General features: G+C 65.2%; 15 protein-coding genes. 5 read left to right on the forward strand and 10 right to left on the reverse strand.

Annotation, left to right across the window (positions count from 1 at the left end):
* Position 1 precedes the first annotated feature (1 nt).
* The 5 genes from GW587_RS08150 to GW587_RS08170 form a co-directional block, all read right to left on the reverse strand.
* Positions 2-676, reverse strand: coding sequence for a site-2 protease family protein (locus GW587_RS08150; RefSeq protein WP_166100885.1), 675 nt, complete (start codon positions 674-676; stop codon positions 2-4).
* A gap of 74 nt (positions 677-750) precedes the next feature.
* Positions 751-1,374 carry an L-threonylcarbamoyladenylate synthase gene (locus GW587_RS08155; protein WP_166100887.1) on the reverse strand — a complete coding sequence of 208 codons (624 nt, stop codon included), beginning with the start codon at positions 1,372-1,374 and terminating at the stop codon, positions 751-753.
* A gap of 3 nt (positions 1,375-1,377) precedes the next feature.
* Positions 1,378-2,259, reverse strand: coding sequence for a protease HtpX (htpX, locus tag GW587_RS08160; RefSeq protein WP_166100890.1), 882 nt, complete (start codon positions 2,257-2,259; stop codon positions 1,378-1,380).
* A 75-nt stretch (positions 2,260-2,334) separates the two neighbouring features.
* Positions 2,335-3,168, reverse strand: a complete 834-nt coding sequence (locus tag GW587_RS08165) for a 3',5'-nucleoside bisphosphate phosphatase (RefSeq protein ID WP_166100893.1) — start codon at positions 3,166-3,168, stop codon at positions 2,335-2,337.
* Positions 3,169-3,207: 39 nt separating this feature from the next.
* The gene (locus tag GW587_RS08170) at positions 3,208-4,092 is read right to left on the reverse strand and encodes an alpha/beta fold hydrolase (RefSeq protein WP_166100895.1); all 885 of its coding nucleotides are present in this window, start codon (positions 4,090-4,092) and stop codon (positions 3,208-3,210) included.
* 141 nt (positions 4,093-4,233) lie between these two features.
* Here GW587_RS08170 and GW587_RS08175 point away from each other — a divergent pair, with 141 nt between their 5' ends.
* Positions 4,234-4,758, forward strand: a complete 525-nt coding sequence (locus GW587_RS08175) for a gamma carbonic anhydrase family protein (protein WP_166100897.1) — start codon at positions 4,234-4,236, stop codon at positions 4,756-4,758.
* A gap of 4 nt (positions 4,759-4,762) precedes the next feature.
* On the forward strand, positions 4,763-5,722 hold the full coding sequence (hslO, locus tag GW587_RS08180) for an Hsp33 family molecular chaperone HslO (protein ID WP_166100899.1): 960 nt from the start codon (positions 4,763-4,765) through the stop codon (positions 5,720-5,722).
* Here hslO and GW587_RS08185 read toward each other — a convergent pair.
* Both GW587_RS08185 and GW587_RS08190 read right to left on the reverse strand, forming a co-directional pair.
* Positions 5,712-6,686, reverse strand: coding sequence for a bile acid:sodium symporter family protein (locus GW587_RS08185; protein WP_166100902.1), 975 nt, complete (start codon positions 6,684-6,686; stop codon positions 5,712-5,714). The two genes, hslO and GW587_RS08185, sit on opposite strands and share 11 nt — an antisense overlap.
* Positions 6,683-6,994 carry a hypothetical protein gene (locus tag GW587_RS08190; RefSeq protein ID WP_166100905.1) on the reverse strand — a complete coding sequence of 104 codons (312 nt, stop codon included), beginning with the start codon at positions 6,992-6,994 and terminating at the stop codon, positions 6,683-6,685. The genes GW587_RS08185 and GW587_RS08190 overlap by 4 nt, the downstream gene beginning before the upstream one ends.
* A gap of 114 nt (positions 6,995-7,108) precedes the next feature.
* On the opposite strand from GW587_RS08190, the gene GW587_RS08195 reads away from it, so the two are divergent.
* Complete coding sequence (locus tag GW587_RS08195) at positions 7,109-9,487, forward strand: TonB-dependent receptor (RefSeq protein WP_166100908.1); 2,379 nt, start codon at positions 7,109-7,111, stop codon at positions 9,485-9,487.
* An 83-nt stretch (positions 9,488-9,570) separates the two neighbouring features.
* Positions 9,571-10,677: a glycerophosphodiester phosphodiesterase gene (locus GW587_RS08200; protein ID WP_371875565.1), complete on the forward strand. Its 1,107-nt coding sequence runs from the start codon at positions 9,571-9,573 to the stop codon at positions 10,675-10,677.
* Positions 10,678-10,776: 99 nt separating this feature from the next.
* Here the strand turns inward: GW587_RS08200 and GW587_RS08205 are convergent, their stop codons facing one another.
* Positions 10,777-11,568, reverse strand: coding sequence for a cysteine hydrolase family protein (locus tag GW587_RS08205; protein ID WP_166100913.1), 792 nt, complete (start codon positions 11,566-11,568; stop codon positions 10,777-10,779).
* A 122-nt stretch (positions 11,569-11,690) separates the two neighbouring features.
* Between GW587_RS08205 and GW587_RS08210 the strand changes: the two genes are divergently transcribed.
* Complete coding sequence (locus tag GW587_RS08210; RefSeq protein ID WP_166100916.1) at positions 11,691-12,530, forward strand: AraC family transcriptional regulator; 840 nt, start codon at positions 11,691-11,693, stop codon at positions 12,528-12,530.
* An 81-nt stretch (positions 12,531-12,611) separates the two neighbouring features.
* Here the strand turns inward: GW587_RS08210 and GW587_RS08215 are convergent, their stop codons facing one another.
* Together GW587_RS08215 and GW587_RS08220 are read right to left on the reverse strand one after the other, a co-directional pair.
* Complete coding sequence (locus GW587_RS08215; protein WP_166100918.1) at positions 12,612-13,763, reverse strand: hemin-degrading factor; 1,152 nt, start codon at positions 13,761-13,763, stop codon at positions 12,612-12,614.
* 10 nt (positions 13,764-13,773) lie between these two features.
* Positions 13,774-16,119: a TonB-dependent receptor domain-containing protein gene (locus GW587_RS08220; RefSeq protein WP_229259352.1), complete on the reverse strand. Its 2,346-nt coding sequence runs from the start codon at positions 16,117-16,119 to the stop codon at positions 13,774-13,776.
* Between the last annotated feature and the right edge of the window lie 90 nt (positions 16,120-16,209).

Genomic DNA, 16,209 nt, shown 5'->3' on the forward strand with positions numbered 1-16,209 from the left:
CTCAACTCAAGAGGAAGGTCAGCGGGAAAACCAGCACGTGGAAAATGCTCTGCAGGATGTGCATGCCGCCGATCAGGAACTCGGGCAGCGGGCCATATTGCATCAGCACGATCAAACCGAAGAACACATACACGCCGTAGCGCTCGATCTGCGCATACTTGCGGGCCAGCGCCATCGGCAGGATGCCGGTGACGATGCGGCCGCCGTCGAGCGGCGGCAACGGAATCAGGTTGAACACGCACATGGCGGAATTGACGCCGATGCCGGCGCGGCACATCTGGATGAAGAAATCGCTTTGCTCCAGCTTCAGGCCGTAGCTGAGGATCACCCACAGCGCCATCCAGCCCAGGCCCATGACGAAGTTGGCGCCCGGGCCGGCGGCGGCCACCAGGGCCATTTGCTTTTTCGGATTGCGCAGGCGGCCGTAGTCGACCGGCACAGGCTTGGCATAGCCCAGCGCCGGCAGATGCAGCAGGCTCAGGACCACCGGCAGCAGGATGGTGCCGAACGGATCGATGTGGCGCAGCGGATTCAGGCTCAAACGGCCTTCATTGGCTGCGGTGGGGTCGCCGAAGTAGCGGGCGACATATCCGTGTGCGGCTTCATGCAGGGAAATTGCAAAAAGAACAGGGATGGCGTAGACCGTGATGGTCTGAACAATACTATCAATATCCATGGAGGGATTTTACCAGAGGCTACAGGGTGATCTTGCGGCGCCGTCGAAGGCCGGCGCGCTTGCCTTGTGGATGGTCAGAGTCCGAATGCGGATGCGTCGCCGCGCCCCTGGCGCACCAGCTCGGCCTCGGGACCGGTCAGGTCGATCACCGTGGTCGGCTCCAGGCTGCAGGCGCCGCCGTCGATGATCAGCTCCAGCTGCTTGCCCAGCCGTTCGCAGATGGTGTCGGCGTCGTTCAGCGCATCGGTCTCGCCCGGCATGATCAGCGTCGTGCCCAGCAACGGCTGCTGCAACTCCTCCAGCAGCGCATGCACGATGGCATCCTCCGGCACGCGCAGGCCGATGGTCTTGCGCGATGGATGACTGAGCCGGCGCGGCACGCACTTGGTCGCTTCCAGGATGAAGGTGAACGGACCCGGCGTCGCCGACTTCAGCAGGCGGAACTGGCGGTTATCGACGCGGGCGTAGACGCCCAGCTCGCTCAAATCGCGGCACAGCAGGGTCAGATGGTGTTTCTCATCGATGCCGCGGATGCGGCGCAGGCGTTCGACCGCCGCCTTGTCGTCCAGGTGGCAGACCAGCGCGTAGCAGGAATCGGTCGGCACGGCGACAATGCCGCCGCCGTGAATGATCTGCGCCGCCTGTTTGATCAGGCGCGACTGCGGATTAACCGGATGGACCTGGAAAAATTGACTCATACGTTAAGATTGTACGCTACGCAAGGCGGCGATACGCTGCTCGAACGGCGGGTGGGTGGAAAACAGCGCGCCCCAGCCGCCACCGTTGGTGATGCCGGACGCCGCGATCGACTGCGGCAGCGCGCCCGGCTGCATGCCGTTCAGGCGCGCCAGCGCGTGCTGCATGGGCACGCTGCTGCCCAGCAGCTTGGCGGAACCGGCGTCGGCGCGGAACTCGCGCTGGCGCGAGAACCAGGCCACGATCAGCGAGGCGGCCAGGCCGAAGATGATTTCGCAGACGAACACCGTCACCATGTAGCCGATGCCGGGACCGCTTCTCTCACTATTATTCTTCAGCAGCACCTTGTCGACGAAGAAACCGACCACGCGCGCCAGGAACACCACGAAGGTGTTCACCACGCCCTGGATCAGGGTCATGGTCACCATGTCGCCGTTGGCGATGTGGGCCACTTCGTGGCCGAGCACGGCCTCGACTTCGTCGCGGTTCATGTTTTCCAGCAAGCCGGTCGAGACCGCGACCAGCGCGGAATTCTTGAACGCGCCGGTCGCGAACGCGTTCGGCTCGCCCGGATAGACCGCCACCTCCGGCATGCCGATGCCGGCGCGCTCGGCCAGCGCCTTGACGGTGTTGACCAGCCACAGTTCGGTCGACGAGGACGGGGTGTCGATGACGCGCGCGCCGGTCGACCACTTGGCCATCGGCTTGCTGATCAGCAGCGAAAAGATCGCGCCGGTGAAGCCCACCACCAGCGAAAACGCCAGCAGGCTGCCCAGTTCCAGCGTATCGCCGGCGCCCGGACGGCCGATGCCCAGCAGCGACAGGACGATGGACAGCACCAGCATCACGGCGAGGTTGGTGGCGATAAACAGGACGATGCGCTTCATTGAGAGGTCTCCGGTATGGGCAAGTTTACCCAAATCATAAGGTATGACCGAGTTACCGTAAATTCAAGGTATGGATCAGAACCAGTCGTGCCAGACGGGCGTCACGTTGGCCGGCAACGGCGGCAGCAAGGCGAAATCGATGCGCGACTCGCCCGGCGCATGGAAATCGGTGCCGCGCGAGGCCAGGAAGCCGTAACTGTTCGCCAACTGCGCATACACCGGGTACTGGTCCGGGGTATGGCTGCCGGTCACCACCTCGATGGCGGCGCCGCCCAATTGCTTGAATTCGTCGAACAGCTGGCCCTGCGCCAGCTGGCTGAAGCGGTAGCGTCCCGGATGCGCGATGACCGCGATGCCACCGGCGCCACGTATCCAGCCGACGCAATCCTCCAAGCTGGCCCAGCAATGCGGCACATAGCCAGGTTTGCCTTCAGACAGGTATTTCTTGAAAACTTCCGGGATGTTCGCACAAATCCCGCTTTCCACCAGAAACCGCGCGAAGTGAGTGCGCGACATCAGGTCCGGGTTGCCGACGAACTTCAGCGCGCCCTCGTAGGCGCCCTCGATGCCGGCCAGCGCCAGTTGCCGCGCGATCTCGCGGCCGCGATTGTCGCGTCCGGAGCGGGTGCAGGCCAGGCCTTCGACCAGCGCGGGGTTACGCTCGTCGATCTGCAATCCGACGATGTGCACCGTCTCGTTGGCCCAGGTGATCGAAATCTCGACCCCGGTGACGAAGCGCATGCCCTGCGCCTCGGCGGCGGCGCGCGCGGCGGGAATTCCGCCCACCTCGTCGTGGTCGGTCAGCGCCCATACGTCGACGCCGGCCTTGCGCGCATGTTCAGCAACAGCGGCCGGGGCCAGTACGCCGTCGGAGACGTTGGAATGGCAATGCAGATCAACTTTTAACATGCTGTCATTGTACGCTGATCGGGGATATTTCACTCGGCCTTAGCTGCCGAGAAACTCCTCTATCATTTGCGCCAACGCGACCGGCTGGTCATGATGCAGCATATGGCCTGCATCGTGGACCATCTTGCAGCGTACGTCGCGCAGGTGCGCCAGGCGCCGCTCCAGTTCGGCGCGCCCTTCGGCCTTGTCACCCATCCAATCCCACATATTGGTCTGGTCGGCCTCGACCCACAGCACCGGCGCGCTGATCGCCTTCCAGCAAGCCATCACGTCGTCGACGTGGTACGGCAGCGGGCCGGGATTCTTGTGCAGCGGATCGCCCAGGATTTCCCACTCGCCGGCATCGTTCTGCGCCGCCCAGTGCTGCGACAGAAAGTCGGCGCGCTCGTCGCTGAGGCGCGGATTGGTCTTTTGCAACCGCGCGGCGACGGCGGCCCGGCTTGGATAGTTGCGCATCTCCGGTTTTTCCAGCAGGCTGTCCATCCATTTGGCGTATCGTCCCGGCGCCTGCTCCGGCCTGGCGCCGCGCAGGCCGGCGCCCTCCAGGTTGATCAGCTTGCGGATGCGTTCCGGGCGCGCGCCGGCGTACAGCCCGACCACATTGCCGCCCATGCTGTGCCCCAGCAGGTTGACCGCCTGCTCCGGCGAGTAATGGCGCAGGATGGCGTCCAGGTCCGCCAGATAGTCGGGGAACCAGTAGGTGTCGGCGGCGGTGCGCTGCGACAGGCCGAAGCCGCGCCAGTCCGGCGCGATCACGTGCCAGTCGCCCTGCAGCGCATCGACCACGAACTGGAACGAGGCGCCCACGTCCATCCAGCCGTGCAGCATGAACAGCTTGGGCGCGCCGTCGCGGCCCCAGTGGCGCACGTGGCAGCGCAGGCCGCGGATGGTGAGGAATTCGGAGCGCGAAGGTGTGAGTGTCATGGTTGAACCTTGAAAATACGGCAGGCGGCGCAATATCCAAGCATTGCTGGCCGCAAAGTAAAATAATAGCACGACCGTTCGATAGCTGCGCAAGCGTAAAATAGCGCATCCCGCCGCACTCTGCATTCAACGAAGGTTCCAATGTCAATATATCAACTGGGCGATCACGTACCCGAGATCGATGCATCGTCGTTTGTCGCCGACAGCGCCAGCGTCATCGGCAAAGTCACGCTGCGCGCCAACACCACGGTGTGGTTCGGCGCCAGCCTGCGCGGCGACAACGAACGCATCACCATCGGTGAAAACAGTAATGTACAGGAAGGCACGGTGATGCACACCGACATGGGCTACCCGCTCGACATCGGCAAGAACGTCACCATCGGCCACCAGGCCATGCTGCACGGCTGCACCATCGGCGATGGCGCGCTGGTCGGCATCCAGGCGGTGATCCTGAACGGCGCCAGGATCGGCAAGGGCTGCCTGGTCGGCGCCGGCGCGCTGGTGACCGAAGGCAAGGAATTCCCGAACTATTCGCTGATCATCGGCGCCCCGGCCAAGGCGGTGCGCCAGCTGACGCCGGAGGAAGTCGCCGGCCTGGCCGACGCGGCCGACAGCTATGTCAAACGCGGCCAACTGTTCAAGACGCAACTCAAAAAGATTGGATAACACAATGAGCATTACCCCCCTCATCGCCCAGGACACGCTGCAGAAATTCATCTTCGACAACGCCGCCGTGCGCGGCGAGCTGATCGATATCTCCGCCACCTGGCGCGAAGTGCTGTCGCACCACGACTACCCTACCCCGGTCAAGAAACTGCTGGGCGAGATGGTCGCGGCGGCCGCGCTGCTGTCGGCCAATCTGAAGTTCAACGGCTCGATCATCATGCAGATCCACGGCGACGGTCCGCTGCGCCTGCTGGTGGTCGAATGCGATGCCGACCTGCGCCTGCGCGCCACCGCCAAGCTGGATCCCGAGGCGGTGATCGCCGACGACGCCAAGCTGCCGTCGCTGCTGAACGCGACCGGCAAGGGCCGCTTCGTCATCACGCTCGATCCGGCCGACAAGATGCCCGGCCAGCAGCCCTACCAGGGCATCGTGCCGCTGGACGGCGAATCGGTGGCGACCGTGATTGAAAACTATATGCTGCGTTCGGAACAGCTGGACACCAAGCTGTGGCTGGCGGCGGACGACAACGTCTCGCGCGGGCTGCTGCTGCAAAAGCTGCCGGACCACGGCGGCACCACCGGCGCGGCGCCGCTGAGCGCGGACGAGGCGCTGGAAACCTGGAACCGCGCCGTGATCCTCGGCTCGACCTTGAAGGAGCAGGAGTTGCTGGACACCGGCATCGATGTGCTGATGCAGCGCCTGTTCTGGGAAGAGACGATCCGCGTGTTCGAGCCGCTGCACCCGGTGTTCCACTGCACCTGCACGCGTGAAAAGGTCGGCAATATGCTGAAGATGCTGGGCCGCGAAGAAGTCGACAGCGTGCTGGCGGAGCACGGCCATGTCGGCGTCAACTGCGACTTCTGCGGCCAGCACTACGACTACGACAAGGTCGACTGCGCGCAGCTATTCGCCACCGACGCCCCGGTCGAAGTATTGATCGCGCCGAGCGACGTCAAGCACTGATCCGCCGCCGCGCGTAGCGCTGCGCCAGCACGGCGCAGAGCATCAGCTGCAGCTGGTGGAACAACATCAGCGGCAGCACCACGGCGCCCAGCGCGCCGCCGGCGAACAGCACCTTGGCCATCGGCACGCCGCTGGCCATGCTTTTCTTGGAGCCGCAGAACACGATGGCGATGCGGTCCTCGCGGTTGAAGCCGAGGCGCCGCGCCAGCTGCGCGCTGATGGTCACCACCAGGGCCAGCAGGATCGTATCGATCAGCAGCAATCCGCCCAAGGTCTGCCACGACAGTTGCGACCACAAGCCCTGCCCGACCGCCTCGCTGAAGGCGGTGTACACCACCAGCAAGATCGAACCCTGATCCACCAGCCGCGTCAGCATCTTGTTGCGCTCGACCCAGGCGCCGATCCAGCGCCGCGCCACCTGGCCGGCGACGAACGGCAGCAGCAACTGGGCGCAGATCTGCAACGCCGAATCCAGCGACGAGCCGCCCTTCATCTGCGCCGTGGTCAGCAGGCCGACCAGCAACGGCGTTAAAAATATCCCCAACAGATTGGACGCCGACGCGCTGCACATCGCCGCCGGCACATTGCCGCGCGCCGCCGCCGTGAAGGCGATCGACGATTGCACGGTGGACGGCAGCATGCAGACGAACAGGATCCCCAGATACAGATCCGGCGTCACCAGCGGCATCAGCAGCGGCTTCAGCGCCAGCCCCAGCAGCGGGAACAGCGCGAAGGTGCACAGCAGCACCAGCAAATGCAAGCGCCAATGGGTGATGCCGGCGATCACCGCCTCGCGCGAAAGCTTGGCGCCGTGCAGAAAGAACAGCAAGCTCACCGCGATGTGGGTGACATCGTTGAAGAGCACCGCACCCCGGCCGCTGCTCGGGAAAAAACTGGCCGCGATGACCGTCGCGATCATCGCCAGCGTAAAGTTGTCAGGCAAAAAACGGGGACGCGATCTCATTTTTTCGGACACTTCACTTCCAACACATCGATGGTGCCGACCGTCTTGGCCATCGTCGCGCTGCGCACCAGGTCGACGCGCTCGATGCAACTGGTCTGCACCAACGGCAAACGATCGTAGGTCCGGGTGCAGCTGATCACCGCGTCGGCGCCGCCGCCGCAAAAAAATCCCTCGGTCTGCATGCGCACCAACGCCTGGTCCATCGGCATGCCGGGCTGGATGGTCCGGTTGACGAAATTCCCCAACCGCGACTGGTCGACAGTGGAACAGCCCGCCAGCAGCAAGGCCAGCATCAAAAATCTGCGCATCGTAAATCTCCTTAATTCCAGCCAACAGTGTAACGCATGGTCATCAAGCCGTAACACTTGCTCCCTAATATGCGGGGCGTTGCTATTCCCTCAAACTGGTTTTCAAGGCAAAACATGAACAAGAAATTTTCCGCCGTCTGCTTCGCCGCGCTGAGCTTCCCGATGCTGGCGATGGCCGCCAATGTGGCCGCCGCCGTGGCCGACATGGCCGACACCCCGGCCGCCGAGGTCGAAGCGGCCGCCGCCGCCGCGCCGATGGCCGTGGTCGAAGTCGCGACCCGCAAGACCCGCTCCTCGGTCGACCTGACCAAGGACGACATGCAGAAGATCCTGCCCGGCATCAACCCGCTGAAGGCGCTGCAAACCCTGCCGGGCGTCAGCTTCCAGACCGCCGACCCGTGGGGCAACAACGAACAAAACCTGTCGCTGTTCATCCACGGCTTCAGCGGCCCGCAGCTGGGCTACACCATGGACGGCGTGCCGCTGGGCGACCAGCAATACGGCAACTACAACGGCCTGTCGCCGCAGCGCGCCGTCATCAGCGAGAACGTCGGCCGCGTGATCCTGTCGTCGGGCGCCGGCGACCTGTCGACCGCATCGACCAGCAACCTCGGCGGCACCATCGAAACCTTCTCCGCCAACCCGCTGGCCAGCCGCAACCTGGCGGTGCAGCAGACCGTCGGCAGCTACAAGACCTCGCGCACCTACCTGCGCTACGACACCGGCAACTTCGGCGACGGCAGCAGCGCCTACATCTCCGGCGTGCACCACGAGCAGAAGGCGTGGGACTTCCAGGGCCGCCAGGGCGGAGACCAGATCAACGCCAAGTACGTCAACAACAGCAGCCTGGGCAAGCTGACGCTGTTCGTCGACTACTCGGACAAGATCGAACCGAACGAAGACAGCACCGTGCGCTCGGCCACCGAGAAGTACCAGCCGTACACGCGTCCGTTCATGTACCCGAACTTCCAGCAAGCCTTGTCCTACCTGTCGCCGACCGGCGGCACGCCTGCGGCCGAAGGCAACAACTACCGCAACTACTACAGCGACGCGCAGCGCACCGACTACCTGACCTACGCCAAGTTCGACATGAACCTCGGCGAGTCGACCACCTGGTCGAACCAGGTCTACTACCACAACGACGACGGCGTCGGCGTGGTCGCCGGCCCGATCGGCGTCGCCGGCTTGCCGGCGCTGTTCGCGGTGTATTTCCCGGGCCAGAACCTGAAGCAGGTGTTCGGCAATTCCGGCTACGCCACCCGCACCACCGAATACGTCATCAACCGCAACGGCTGGCTGTCGACGCTGAACACCGAGTTCGGCGACCACAAGCTGCAGGCCGGCCTGTGGCTGGAACACAACCGCTCGTCGGCGTACCGCCGCTGGTACGCGCTGGACGTCAACAACCCAAGCTCGCCGTACGACCGTCCGAGCAATCCGCTGATCACGCAATACGGCAGCGAGATCGACAACAAGGTCGCCCAGATCCATCTGCAGGATGAATGGCGCGTGCGTCCGGACCTGGCGCTGCAAGCCGGCTTCAAGTCCAGCCTGCAATTCGCCGACGGCCAGTTCCCGGTACAGCCCAAGGCCGGCGCGATCGCCAACGGCTCGCTGGCGCTGCCGGTGGGTGAGATCATCACCAAGAAATGGTTCCTGCCGCAAGCCGGCGCGCGCTGGGACATCACCGCGCAAGACCAGATGTTCGTCAACGTGCAGAAGAACATGCGCCAGTTCGTCACCTACGGCGGCGGCGGCGCCTCGCCGTGGAGCCTGGCGAGCCAGCAAGCGTTCGACCTGTTCCGCGACACCGCCAAGCCGGAAACCTCGGTCACCTATGAAGCCGGCCTGCGCAGCAGCCACCAGCTGAACATGGGCGCGGTCACCGCCTTTGACGGCCAGGTCAACCTGTACCACGTCGACTTCAAGGATCGCCTGCTGACCATCAGCCCGACGCCGGTGATTTCGTCGATTATCGGCGGCAACCCGCTGCTGGCCAACGTCGGCAGCGTCAAGACCGACGGCATCGACTTGTCGGGCACGGTGCACTTCGGGCGCGGCTTCTCGTTCTACAACGCGCTGTCGTACAACCACTCGACCTACCAGGACAACTACCTGAACGGCAAGGACGTGGTCGCCACAGCCGGCAAGGCCGTGCCGGGCAGCCCGGAGTGGATGAACAAATTCGTCGCCACCGCCACCGTGGCCGACACCGAGTTCCAGCTGATCGGCGACTACGTCGGCAAGCGCTACGCCACCTACACCAACGACCTCAGCGTGCCGAGCTATTTCCTGATGAGCCTGGGCGTATCGGGCAAGCTGCCGTTCCTGAACGGCGGCTGGGTCAAGAACGCGCGCTACCGTTTGAACGTCAGCAACCTCGCCGATCGCGCAGGCAGTTTGAATGTGGTGGTCGGCGCGGCCAGCGGGACTTACAATACATTCCCGATTGCACCACGTCAGGGCTTCCTGACTTTGATGGCGGACTTCTGATGACCAATCTTTATTTACCTTCGCGCCTGTCGCGCCGCGGCTTCATTCAAACGGCGGCGGTGGCCGCCGGCGCCTCGCTGCTGATGCCGGCCTCGGCGCTGGCGGCGGCGGCAGCGGCCGCGCCCGCCACGCCCGACCTGTCCGGCCTGCCGGGCATCGCCCCGGTCGGCGCCGGGCCGAAGACGCCGCTGGTGTTCGGCCATCGCGGCTCGAGCGCGCTGCGTCCGGAGCACACGCTGGCGTCGTACGCCAAGGCGATCGCCGACGGCGCCGACTATGTCGAGCCGGACCTGGTCAGCACCAAGGACGGCGTGCTGGTGGCGCGGCATGAAGCCTTCCTGAGCGAGACCACCGACGTCGCCAGCCGCCCGGAGTTCGCCGGCCGCCGCACCCGCAAGACCATCGACGGCGAAACGCACGAAGGCTGGTTCGTCGACGACTTCACGCTGGCCGAGCTGAAAACGCTGCGCGCCATCGAACGCATCCCGGCCTACCGTCCGGGCAGCGCGCAGTACAACGGCATGTTCCAGGTGCAGACGTTCGAAGAGATCATCGACTTCGTCGCGGCCGAAGCGGCGGCGCGCGGGCGCATCATCGGGCTGGTGCCGGAGCTCAAGCACTCGACCTACTTCGCCAGCGTCGGCTTGCCGCTGGAGGACCGCTTCCTGGCGATCCTCGGCGCGCACGACTACACGCGGCGCAATCCGGTCGAGATCCAATCGTTCGAAGTGGCCAACCTGAAATACCTGCGCGGCAAGCTGGGCCAGCGCGCCAACCTGCGGCTGATGCAGCTGGTGATCGGCGAGAACGTGCGTCCGGTGGACGTCGCGGCGGCGGGCGGCACGCTGACCTTCGCGCAGATGTGCACGCCGGCCGGCCTGCGCGAGATCGCGCAATACGCCGACGTGGTGGCGCCGCCGACGCGCTCGATCATCCCGTTGAAGAAGGACGGCAGCCTGGCCGCGCCGAGTTCGATCGTCGACGACGCGCACAAGGCGGGCCTGCGGATCGAACCGTGGACCTTCCGTCCGGAGAACCACTTCCTGGCGGCGGACTTCCGCAACGGCGCCGGCGACACCGCGCGCAACGAAGCCGGCTCGATCGCCGAGATCAAGCGCTACGTCGCCACCGGCCTGGACGGCTTCTTCACCGACGACCCGGCCCTGGGCCGCGCCGCCGTCGGCGCCTGAAAACTCCGGGGTCAGAGCTAAAAACTGGACACGGGCTCGACCGTAGCCTGCGCTACGGTCGAGCCCGTGTCCAGTTTTTAGCTCTGACCCCGGATTGTCTTATTTCTTTTCCAGCTGCCGCAGCACTTCCTCGGTGCTGTACACCGCGTTGGCGATGTAGCGGAAATTGACCAGCGCGCTCAGATAGCCGTCGCCGTCCGGCAGTTTCGGACCGGCCACGGCATCGCGCACCACCGCCACTTCGAAGCCGCGCTCCAGGAATTCACGCAGGTGCGACTCCACGCACAGGTTGGAGGCCATGCCGGTCAGGATGATCTTGTCGATCCCCTGTTTGCGCAGCTGTAGCATCAGGTCGTTGCTCTGCGGCCCGTACAACTTGTGCGGCGCGGCGATCACGGTGGCGCCGTCTTCGATGTATTGCTTGAACTCGGGCATGAAATCGGCGCCGGAATCGCGGAAGCCGTCCAGCGTCAGCGCGCCCTTGCGGTCGAACAGGTGGAACTGGTGCTGATAGGTCTCTGCCGGAGCACCGAATTTCCATTTGTGGTCGTGCGGATAGTAGTAGTGCGGTGAGATCGCCACCACCACACCGGCCTTCTTGCTCGCGGCAAACAGTTGCTGGAGATGCGGCACCAGCTTCTGCTCGGTGACGCTCTCGCCGAAGACCGGCCAGCCGGCGCCCTTGGCGCTCATGAAGTCGATCTGCGGATCGATCACCACCATCGCGGTGCGCGACAGATCCCAGGTGAAGTTCGACGGCGGCAGCGCGGGCTTGGCCGGGTTCTCGTACGCCGGGTTGGCGGCGGCGGCGTGATTCATCGACAGGCCGGCGCCGAAGGCGAAGGCGGCGGCGACGGCGAGGCGGGCAGACAGGGACTGGATGTTCATCATGTACTCCGGTTCGGTGGGTGAGGACGCCACGATAGACGTGTCGCGGTCTGCAATGGTTCGCCGCAGGTTCGCTTTCGTCCCGACGGCGGACGAAAGCGGTCACGCCGGGGTACACTGCTCGCATGGATACCATGACCCTGAGCCAGGCCCTGAGCCAACTGGACATCAACTCGTCCGTGTTCGACGCGGTGGAAGTCGACGGCGCCTGGTCGCCCGACGGCGCCGACGGCGGCGAGGCGACGCTGTTGATCGTGCTGCGCGGCAGCGGCACCATCACGCTGGGAGACACGGCGCTGCCGGTGCGCGCCGGCCAGCTGTGGCTGGTCGACGGCGCGCGGCCGCCGGCGCTGACGGCCGCCCCCGACGGCGACGGCCTGGCGGTCGCCACCGGGCTGCTGCGGGTCAACCTGTTGGATGGGCGCAGCATGTTCGACTTCATTCCGACGCCGCACATGCACGACGCCGCCGGCACCGAGCTGTTCACCGGTGCCATCCCGGAGCTGCTGCGCGAGTCGGCGCTGGGCGGGCCGGGCTCGGACGCGATCGTGGTGTGCCTGATCCGCCGCCTGGTGACGGTGCTGGTGCGCGACGCCTGGCCGGAACAGCAGCAGATCCCGTCGGCGCGGATCAGTACGCAGGGGCAGCAATTCCAGAAGATCGTCGACCTGATGCACAAGGATCCGGCGCGCCGCTACACGCTGGACAATCTGGCGCAGGCGACCGGCATGAGCCGCACCGTGTTTCACCGCACCTTCAGCGAGACCTACGGCAGCTCGCCGCTGACGCTGTTAAGAAAAATCCGCCTGAAGAAGGCGGAGTTGTTGTTGCGGCAGACCGACATGCCGATCAAGACCATCGCCTCCCGGCTCGGCTACCAGAGCCGCAGCCACTTCTGGCAAACGTTCAAGGACGCCAACGGTGTGGATCCCGAACGCTACCGCCAACTCCGGGGTCAGAGCTAAAAACTGGACACGGGCTCGACCGTAGCGTGCGCTACGGTCGAGCCCGTGTCCAGTTTTTAGCTCTGACCCCGGAGTATCAGGTCATTTCAGCGCGGCGGTCAGGTCGGTCCAGGTTTGCGGCTGCGGCTTGTTGCGCTCGCGTACGCCGAAGAAGCTCACCACCAGCTCGCCGTTCTTGTCGAAGAACTCCACCGACGTCACGCCGGCGCGCTTGATCACGTAGCCGCCGCTGAACGCGCTGTCGCGCAGATGCAGGTTGAACTCGGGATCGAGCACGTTGAACCAGCCACCCGCTTCCATTACTTTCACCACCTTGCCGCTGTAGATCTGGATCACCGATTCGTTGCCGAGGAAGGCCATGATGTCGAGTTTTTGCCGGGCCGATTCCTCCAGTAACTGCCGCACAGCTTGCGGTCCGATCCGCTGCGCTGCGCCCGCCGGCGCCAGCCGCATCGCTTGCTCGCGCGAGACGCCGAACTCGCCCAGCAGCCGGTTGAACTGGTGCACGTCGGTCAGCTCGCTCCACGCCAGCTGGAATTCTTTGACGTCGATCGCGCTGTCCGGTTTCTCGGCCGCCTTGGCCGGGGCCGCCGTCACCTTCAAGTCGGCGCTCTGCTCCGGATTGCGGTAATCGGCCACCAGTTGGTCGAACACCGCCACCCCGGCCTCGCTCTTGACGTACAGCTTGTGCGCGGCGTTGCCGTGCGTGTCGAAGAATTGCAGGCTGCGCGAGACCACGCCGTCTTTGCCCGGCTGGACCACGGCGAACGCGTACCGCCAGTTCTTGAACGTGAAGCGCAGGTCGATCTCGCCGCCCAGGTAGCCGCCGGCGATGTTGCGCAGCCGCGCTTCGCGTTCCTTTTCCTTGTCGGCGTCCAGGCCGACGATCTCTTCCTGCGGCTTCAACCGGGTCGCGACGCCGGTGCGCTCCAGCACGCCGTTTTCATTGCGCGTCAGCGCCATCACGGTGCCCAGGTCCAGTGCGCGGCGCATGATTTCTCGTGGTACGTTGTCGCCTTCCTTCAGCCGCGTGACGGTCTTGCCGATGCCGTTGGCGGCCAGCAGTTCCGCCTCCGACACATTCAGCGTCTTGGCGGCGTCGCGCAGTTGCAGCTTCGGCTGCTCGGCGCGCAGCGCGTCGTAGCGTTCGGCCAGCGTGGCGGCGCCGGCCGGCAGCGCGGTCAGCAGCAAGGCGCCGGTCAGCGCCAGGGCGAATCGGTGTTGAGCTTTCATGGTGGTCTCCTTAATAAATCACTTTGATGTTGACCGCGTAATTGCGGCCGGGACGGGACATGCGTTCGATGTCGGCGATGGTGGCGACGCTGCTGGCCGGCGCCAGGCTGCGCGCCGAGGCGTAGTCCCAATACTTTTTGTCGCCGATGTTGTAGACGCCGGCGCTGATCGCGGCGTGCTTGCCGATGTTCCAGTAAGCGGTCAGGTCGAAGGTGGTGTAGCCGGGCACCGCGAAGCGCGGCGTGGTGACGCCGCCGATCACGTCGCTCTGCGCTTGCTTGTCGCGCACCGTGCTGAAGGTGAACGCGGCGCCGCCGCGCAAGCCCGGATCGTCGTAGGCGAAGCTGGCGTTGGCCTTGTACGGCTGCACCGAGACCAGTTCGCTGGACTGGCCGGTCAGCGCGTTTTCCGCCGAGCCGCGCGAGATGCCGGCCGCCAGCGCGACGCTGTAGCCCTTCATCCGCGACAGCCACTGGCCCAGCGCGAAGCTGCTGCTCAGCTCGCCGCCCCAGGTCTTGGCCTTGGCCAGGTTGACCGGCCGGAACAGGCCTTGCGTGATGGTCGGGTAGTTGACCGGGTCGGCCGGCTGCGCGGCGTATTCGATGAAGTTGCTGTAGTTGGTGTGGAACAGTGCGAAACTGAAGTTCAGGCCCGGCGTCGGTTCGCCCTTCAGGCCCAGCTCGACGGCGTTCCCGGTTTCCTTTTTCAGCGCCGGATTGCCCAGCACCGCGTAGCCGTTGCCGGCGCCGGTGTAGCTGAAGGAGTCGTAGCTGCCGGTACGCTCGGCCACGGTCGGCAGGCGCGTGCCACGGCTGTACTGCGCGTAGCCGTTGAAATGCGGCGCCAGCTCGACCGACAGGTTCACGCTCGGCGTCAGGTAGGACTCGGTCTCCTCCTTGATTTCCCTGGCGGCGGCCGGCACGGCGACCACGTAGCCGGCCAGGTTTTGCGGCGTCATCTTGCGGTGCTCGCCACGCAGGCCGGGCGTCAAGGTGAACTGCCGGCCGCCCAGCGCGAAGCCGAACTCGCCGCGCAGGTAGGCGGCGTATTTGTCGGTGTCCATGTCGACCATGCGGTTCTTGACCGTGATCTGGTGCGCGCCGGTGCGGGTGACGGTGCGGTCCTCCAGCCACGGACGGCGGGCGTCGAGCTGTTCGTAGCTGATGCCGTAGGACAGCAGGCTGTTCGGACTGAGCTGTTTGGTGGCGTCCACCGCGATGCCCTTGTTGTCGTTGTAGAAGCCGGTGCTGATGTGGCGGGTGTAGGGCTGGCCGCCGCTGACGTAGGCGGCGTCGGTGATATCCACCACTTCGGATTTCTGCGAGTACAGCAGCGTGTCCAGCGTGTCGAACAAGCTGCCGTCGCTCGGCGTGTACTGGTAGCCGACACTGTAGCGGGTGCGCTTGGTGTTGGAATTCTGCAGCGCGCCTTCCGGGTACAAGGCGCTGGTCTTGTTGGCGTAGATGCGGTCGTGCTCGGCCTGGTAGCTGTCGATGGTGAAGTTGAGCTTGTGGCCCGGGGCGAAGCTCCAGTTCAGCTTGGCCAGCACGGCGTCGGAATCCCAGTCGTCCGGATTCAGCGGCACGGTGCTCAGGCTGTCGGAACCGGTGCCGGAGCGGTGCACGGCGACGATCAGCGCCTTGACCTGCTCGCCGAGGGTGGTGGCGGCGGTGATCGCGTGCATGTTGGCCGAGCGGTCCGAGACGCGGCCGAATTTGTACTCGCCGTACAGATTGCGCGAGCCGTTCAGGTAGTCTTCCGGCGCCTTGGTGACGAAGGAGACCGAGCCGCCCAGGCCCGGTGTGCCGGGGCCGGCCGGACTGGCGCCGGAGCCGATGCGCACTTCGCGGAAGGTTTCGGGGTCGAAGTATTCGCGGCCGACGCCAAAGCCGTTGGTGGTGTTGCCGTCCGGCTTGGGCGCGGCGTCCGGCAGCGAGATGCCGTCCAGCTCCAGGCTGACGCGGTTGCCTTCGACGCCGCGAATGTTGAAGCCGGTGTTGCCGGCGCCATCCCAGACGTTGCCGCTGCCGCTGGCCGCCGCCGGCACGCTGACCAGCGGCGAATAGCGGGCGATGTTGGCCATGTCGACCGCGCTGTTCTGTTGCAGCTGCTCGGCGCCGATGACGGTGCTGCTGCCGTGGCGCGACGAGGCGGCGTCATCGCGCCGCGCCTTGACCAGGATCTCGGACAGCTCCAGCGATGATTTGGCCGGCACTTCCTGCGCGACGGCGGGCAGCGCGGCGGCCAGCATGGCGAGCAGCGCCGATTGCACGGCCACGCCCATCAGGCGCGGACGCGGGGCGTGTGGGAACGAAGGCGCGGCGGTATGCCGGGCGCCGGATGAAGTAGCGGCCATAGGATTCCAAGAGAGAGTAGTTGAACAGCTGGCTCTCGAAACCTACGGCGATTGCTGGCAAAAACGCCATCTTAACAATAATGATTCTCA

The sequence above is a fragment of the Duganella aceris genome (assembly GCF_011090165.1).
Lineage (GTDB): Bacteria > Pseudomonadota > Gammaproteobacteria > Burkholderiales > Burkholderiaceae_D > Rugamonas > Rugamonas aceris.

What these genes read in the sequence shown, in the direction of transcription:
- GW587_RS08150 (WP_166100885.1), bottom strand. Translation starts at nt 676, where the DNA reads ATGGATATTGATAGTATTGTTCAGACCATCACGGTCTACGCCATCCCT.
- GW587_RS08155 (WP_166100887.1), bottom strand. Translation starts at nt 1,374, where the DNA reads ATGAGTCAATTTTTCCAGGTCCATCCGGTTAATCCGCAGTCGCGCCTG.
- htpX (WP_166100890.1), bottom strand. Translation starts at nt 2,259, where the DNA reads ATGAAGCGCATCGTCCTGTTTATCGCCACCAACCTCGCCGTGATGCTG.
- GW587_RS08165 (WP_166100893.1), bottom strand. Translation starts at nt 3,168, where the DNA reads ATGTTAAAAGTTGATCTGCATTGCCATTCCAACGTCTCCGACGGCGTA.
- GW587_RS08170 (WP_166100895.1), bottom strand. Translation starts at nt 4,092, where the DNA reads ATGACACTCACACCTTCGCGCTCCGAATTCCTCACCATCCGCGGCCTG.
- GW587_RS08175 (WP_166100897.1), top strand. Translation starts at nt 4,234, where the DNA reads ATGTCAATATATCAACTGGGCGATCACGTACCCGAGATCGATGCATCG.
- hslO (WP_166100899.1), top strand. Translation starts at nt 4,763, where the DNA reads ATGAGCATTACCCCCCTCATCGCCCAGGACACGCTGCAGAAATTCATC.
- GW587_RS08185 (WP_166100902.1), bottom strand. Translation starts at nt 6,686, where the DNA reads ATGAGATCGCGTCCCCGTTTTTTGCCTGACAACTTTACGCTGGCGATG.
- GW587_RS08190 (WP_166100905.1), bottom strand. Translation starts at nt 6,994, where the DNA reads ATGCGCAGATTTTTGATGCTGGCCTTGCTGCTGGCGGGCTGTTCCACT.
- GW587_RS08195 (WP_166100908.1), top strand. Translation starts at nt 7,109, where the DNA reads ATGAACAAGAAATTTTCCGCCGTCTGCTTCGCCGCGCTGAGCTTCCCG.
- GW587_RS08200 (WP_371875565.1), top strand. Translation starts at nt 9,571, where the DNA reads ATGCCGGCCTCGGCGCTGGCGGCGGCGGCAGCGGCCGCGCCCGCCACG.
- GW587_RS08205 (WP_166100913.1), bottom strand. Translation starts at nt 11,568, where the DNA reads ATGATGAACATCCAGTCCCTGTCTGCCCGCCTCGCCGTCGCCGCCGCC.
- GW587_RS08210 (WP_166100916.1), top strand. Translation starts at nt 11,691, where the DNA reads ATGGATACCATGACCCTGAGCCAGGCCCTGAGCCAACTGGACATCAAC.
- GW587_RS08215 (WP_166100918.1), bottom strand. Translation starts at nt 13,763, where the DNA reads ATGAAAGCTCAACACCGATTCGCCCTGGCGCTGACCGGCGCCTTGCTG.
- GW587_RS08220 (WP_229259352.1), bottom strand. Translation starts at nt 16,119, where the DNA reads ATGGCCGCTACTTCATCCGGCGCCCGGCATACCGCCGCGCCTTCGTTC.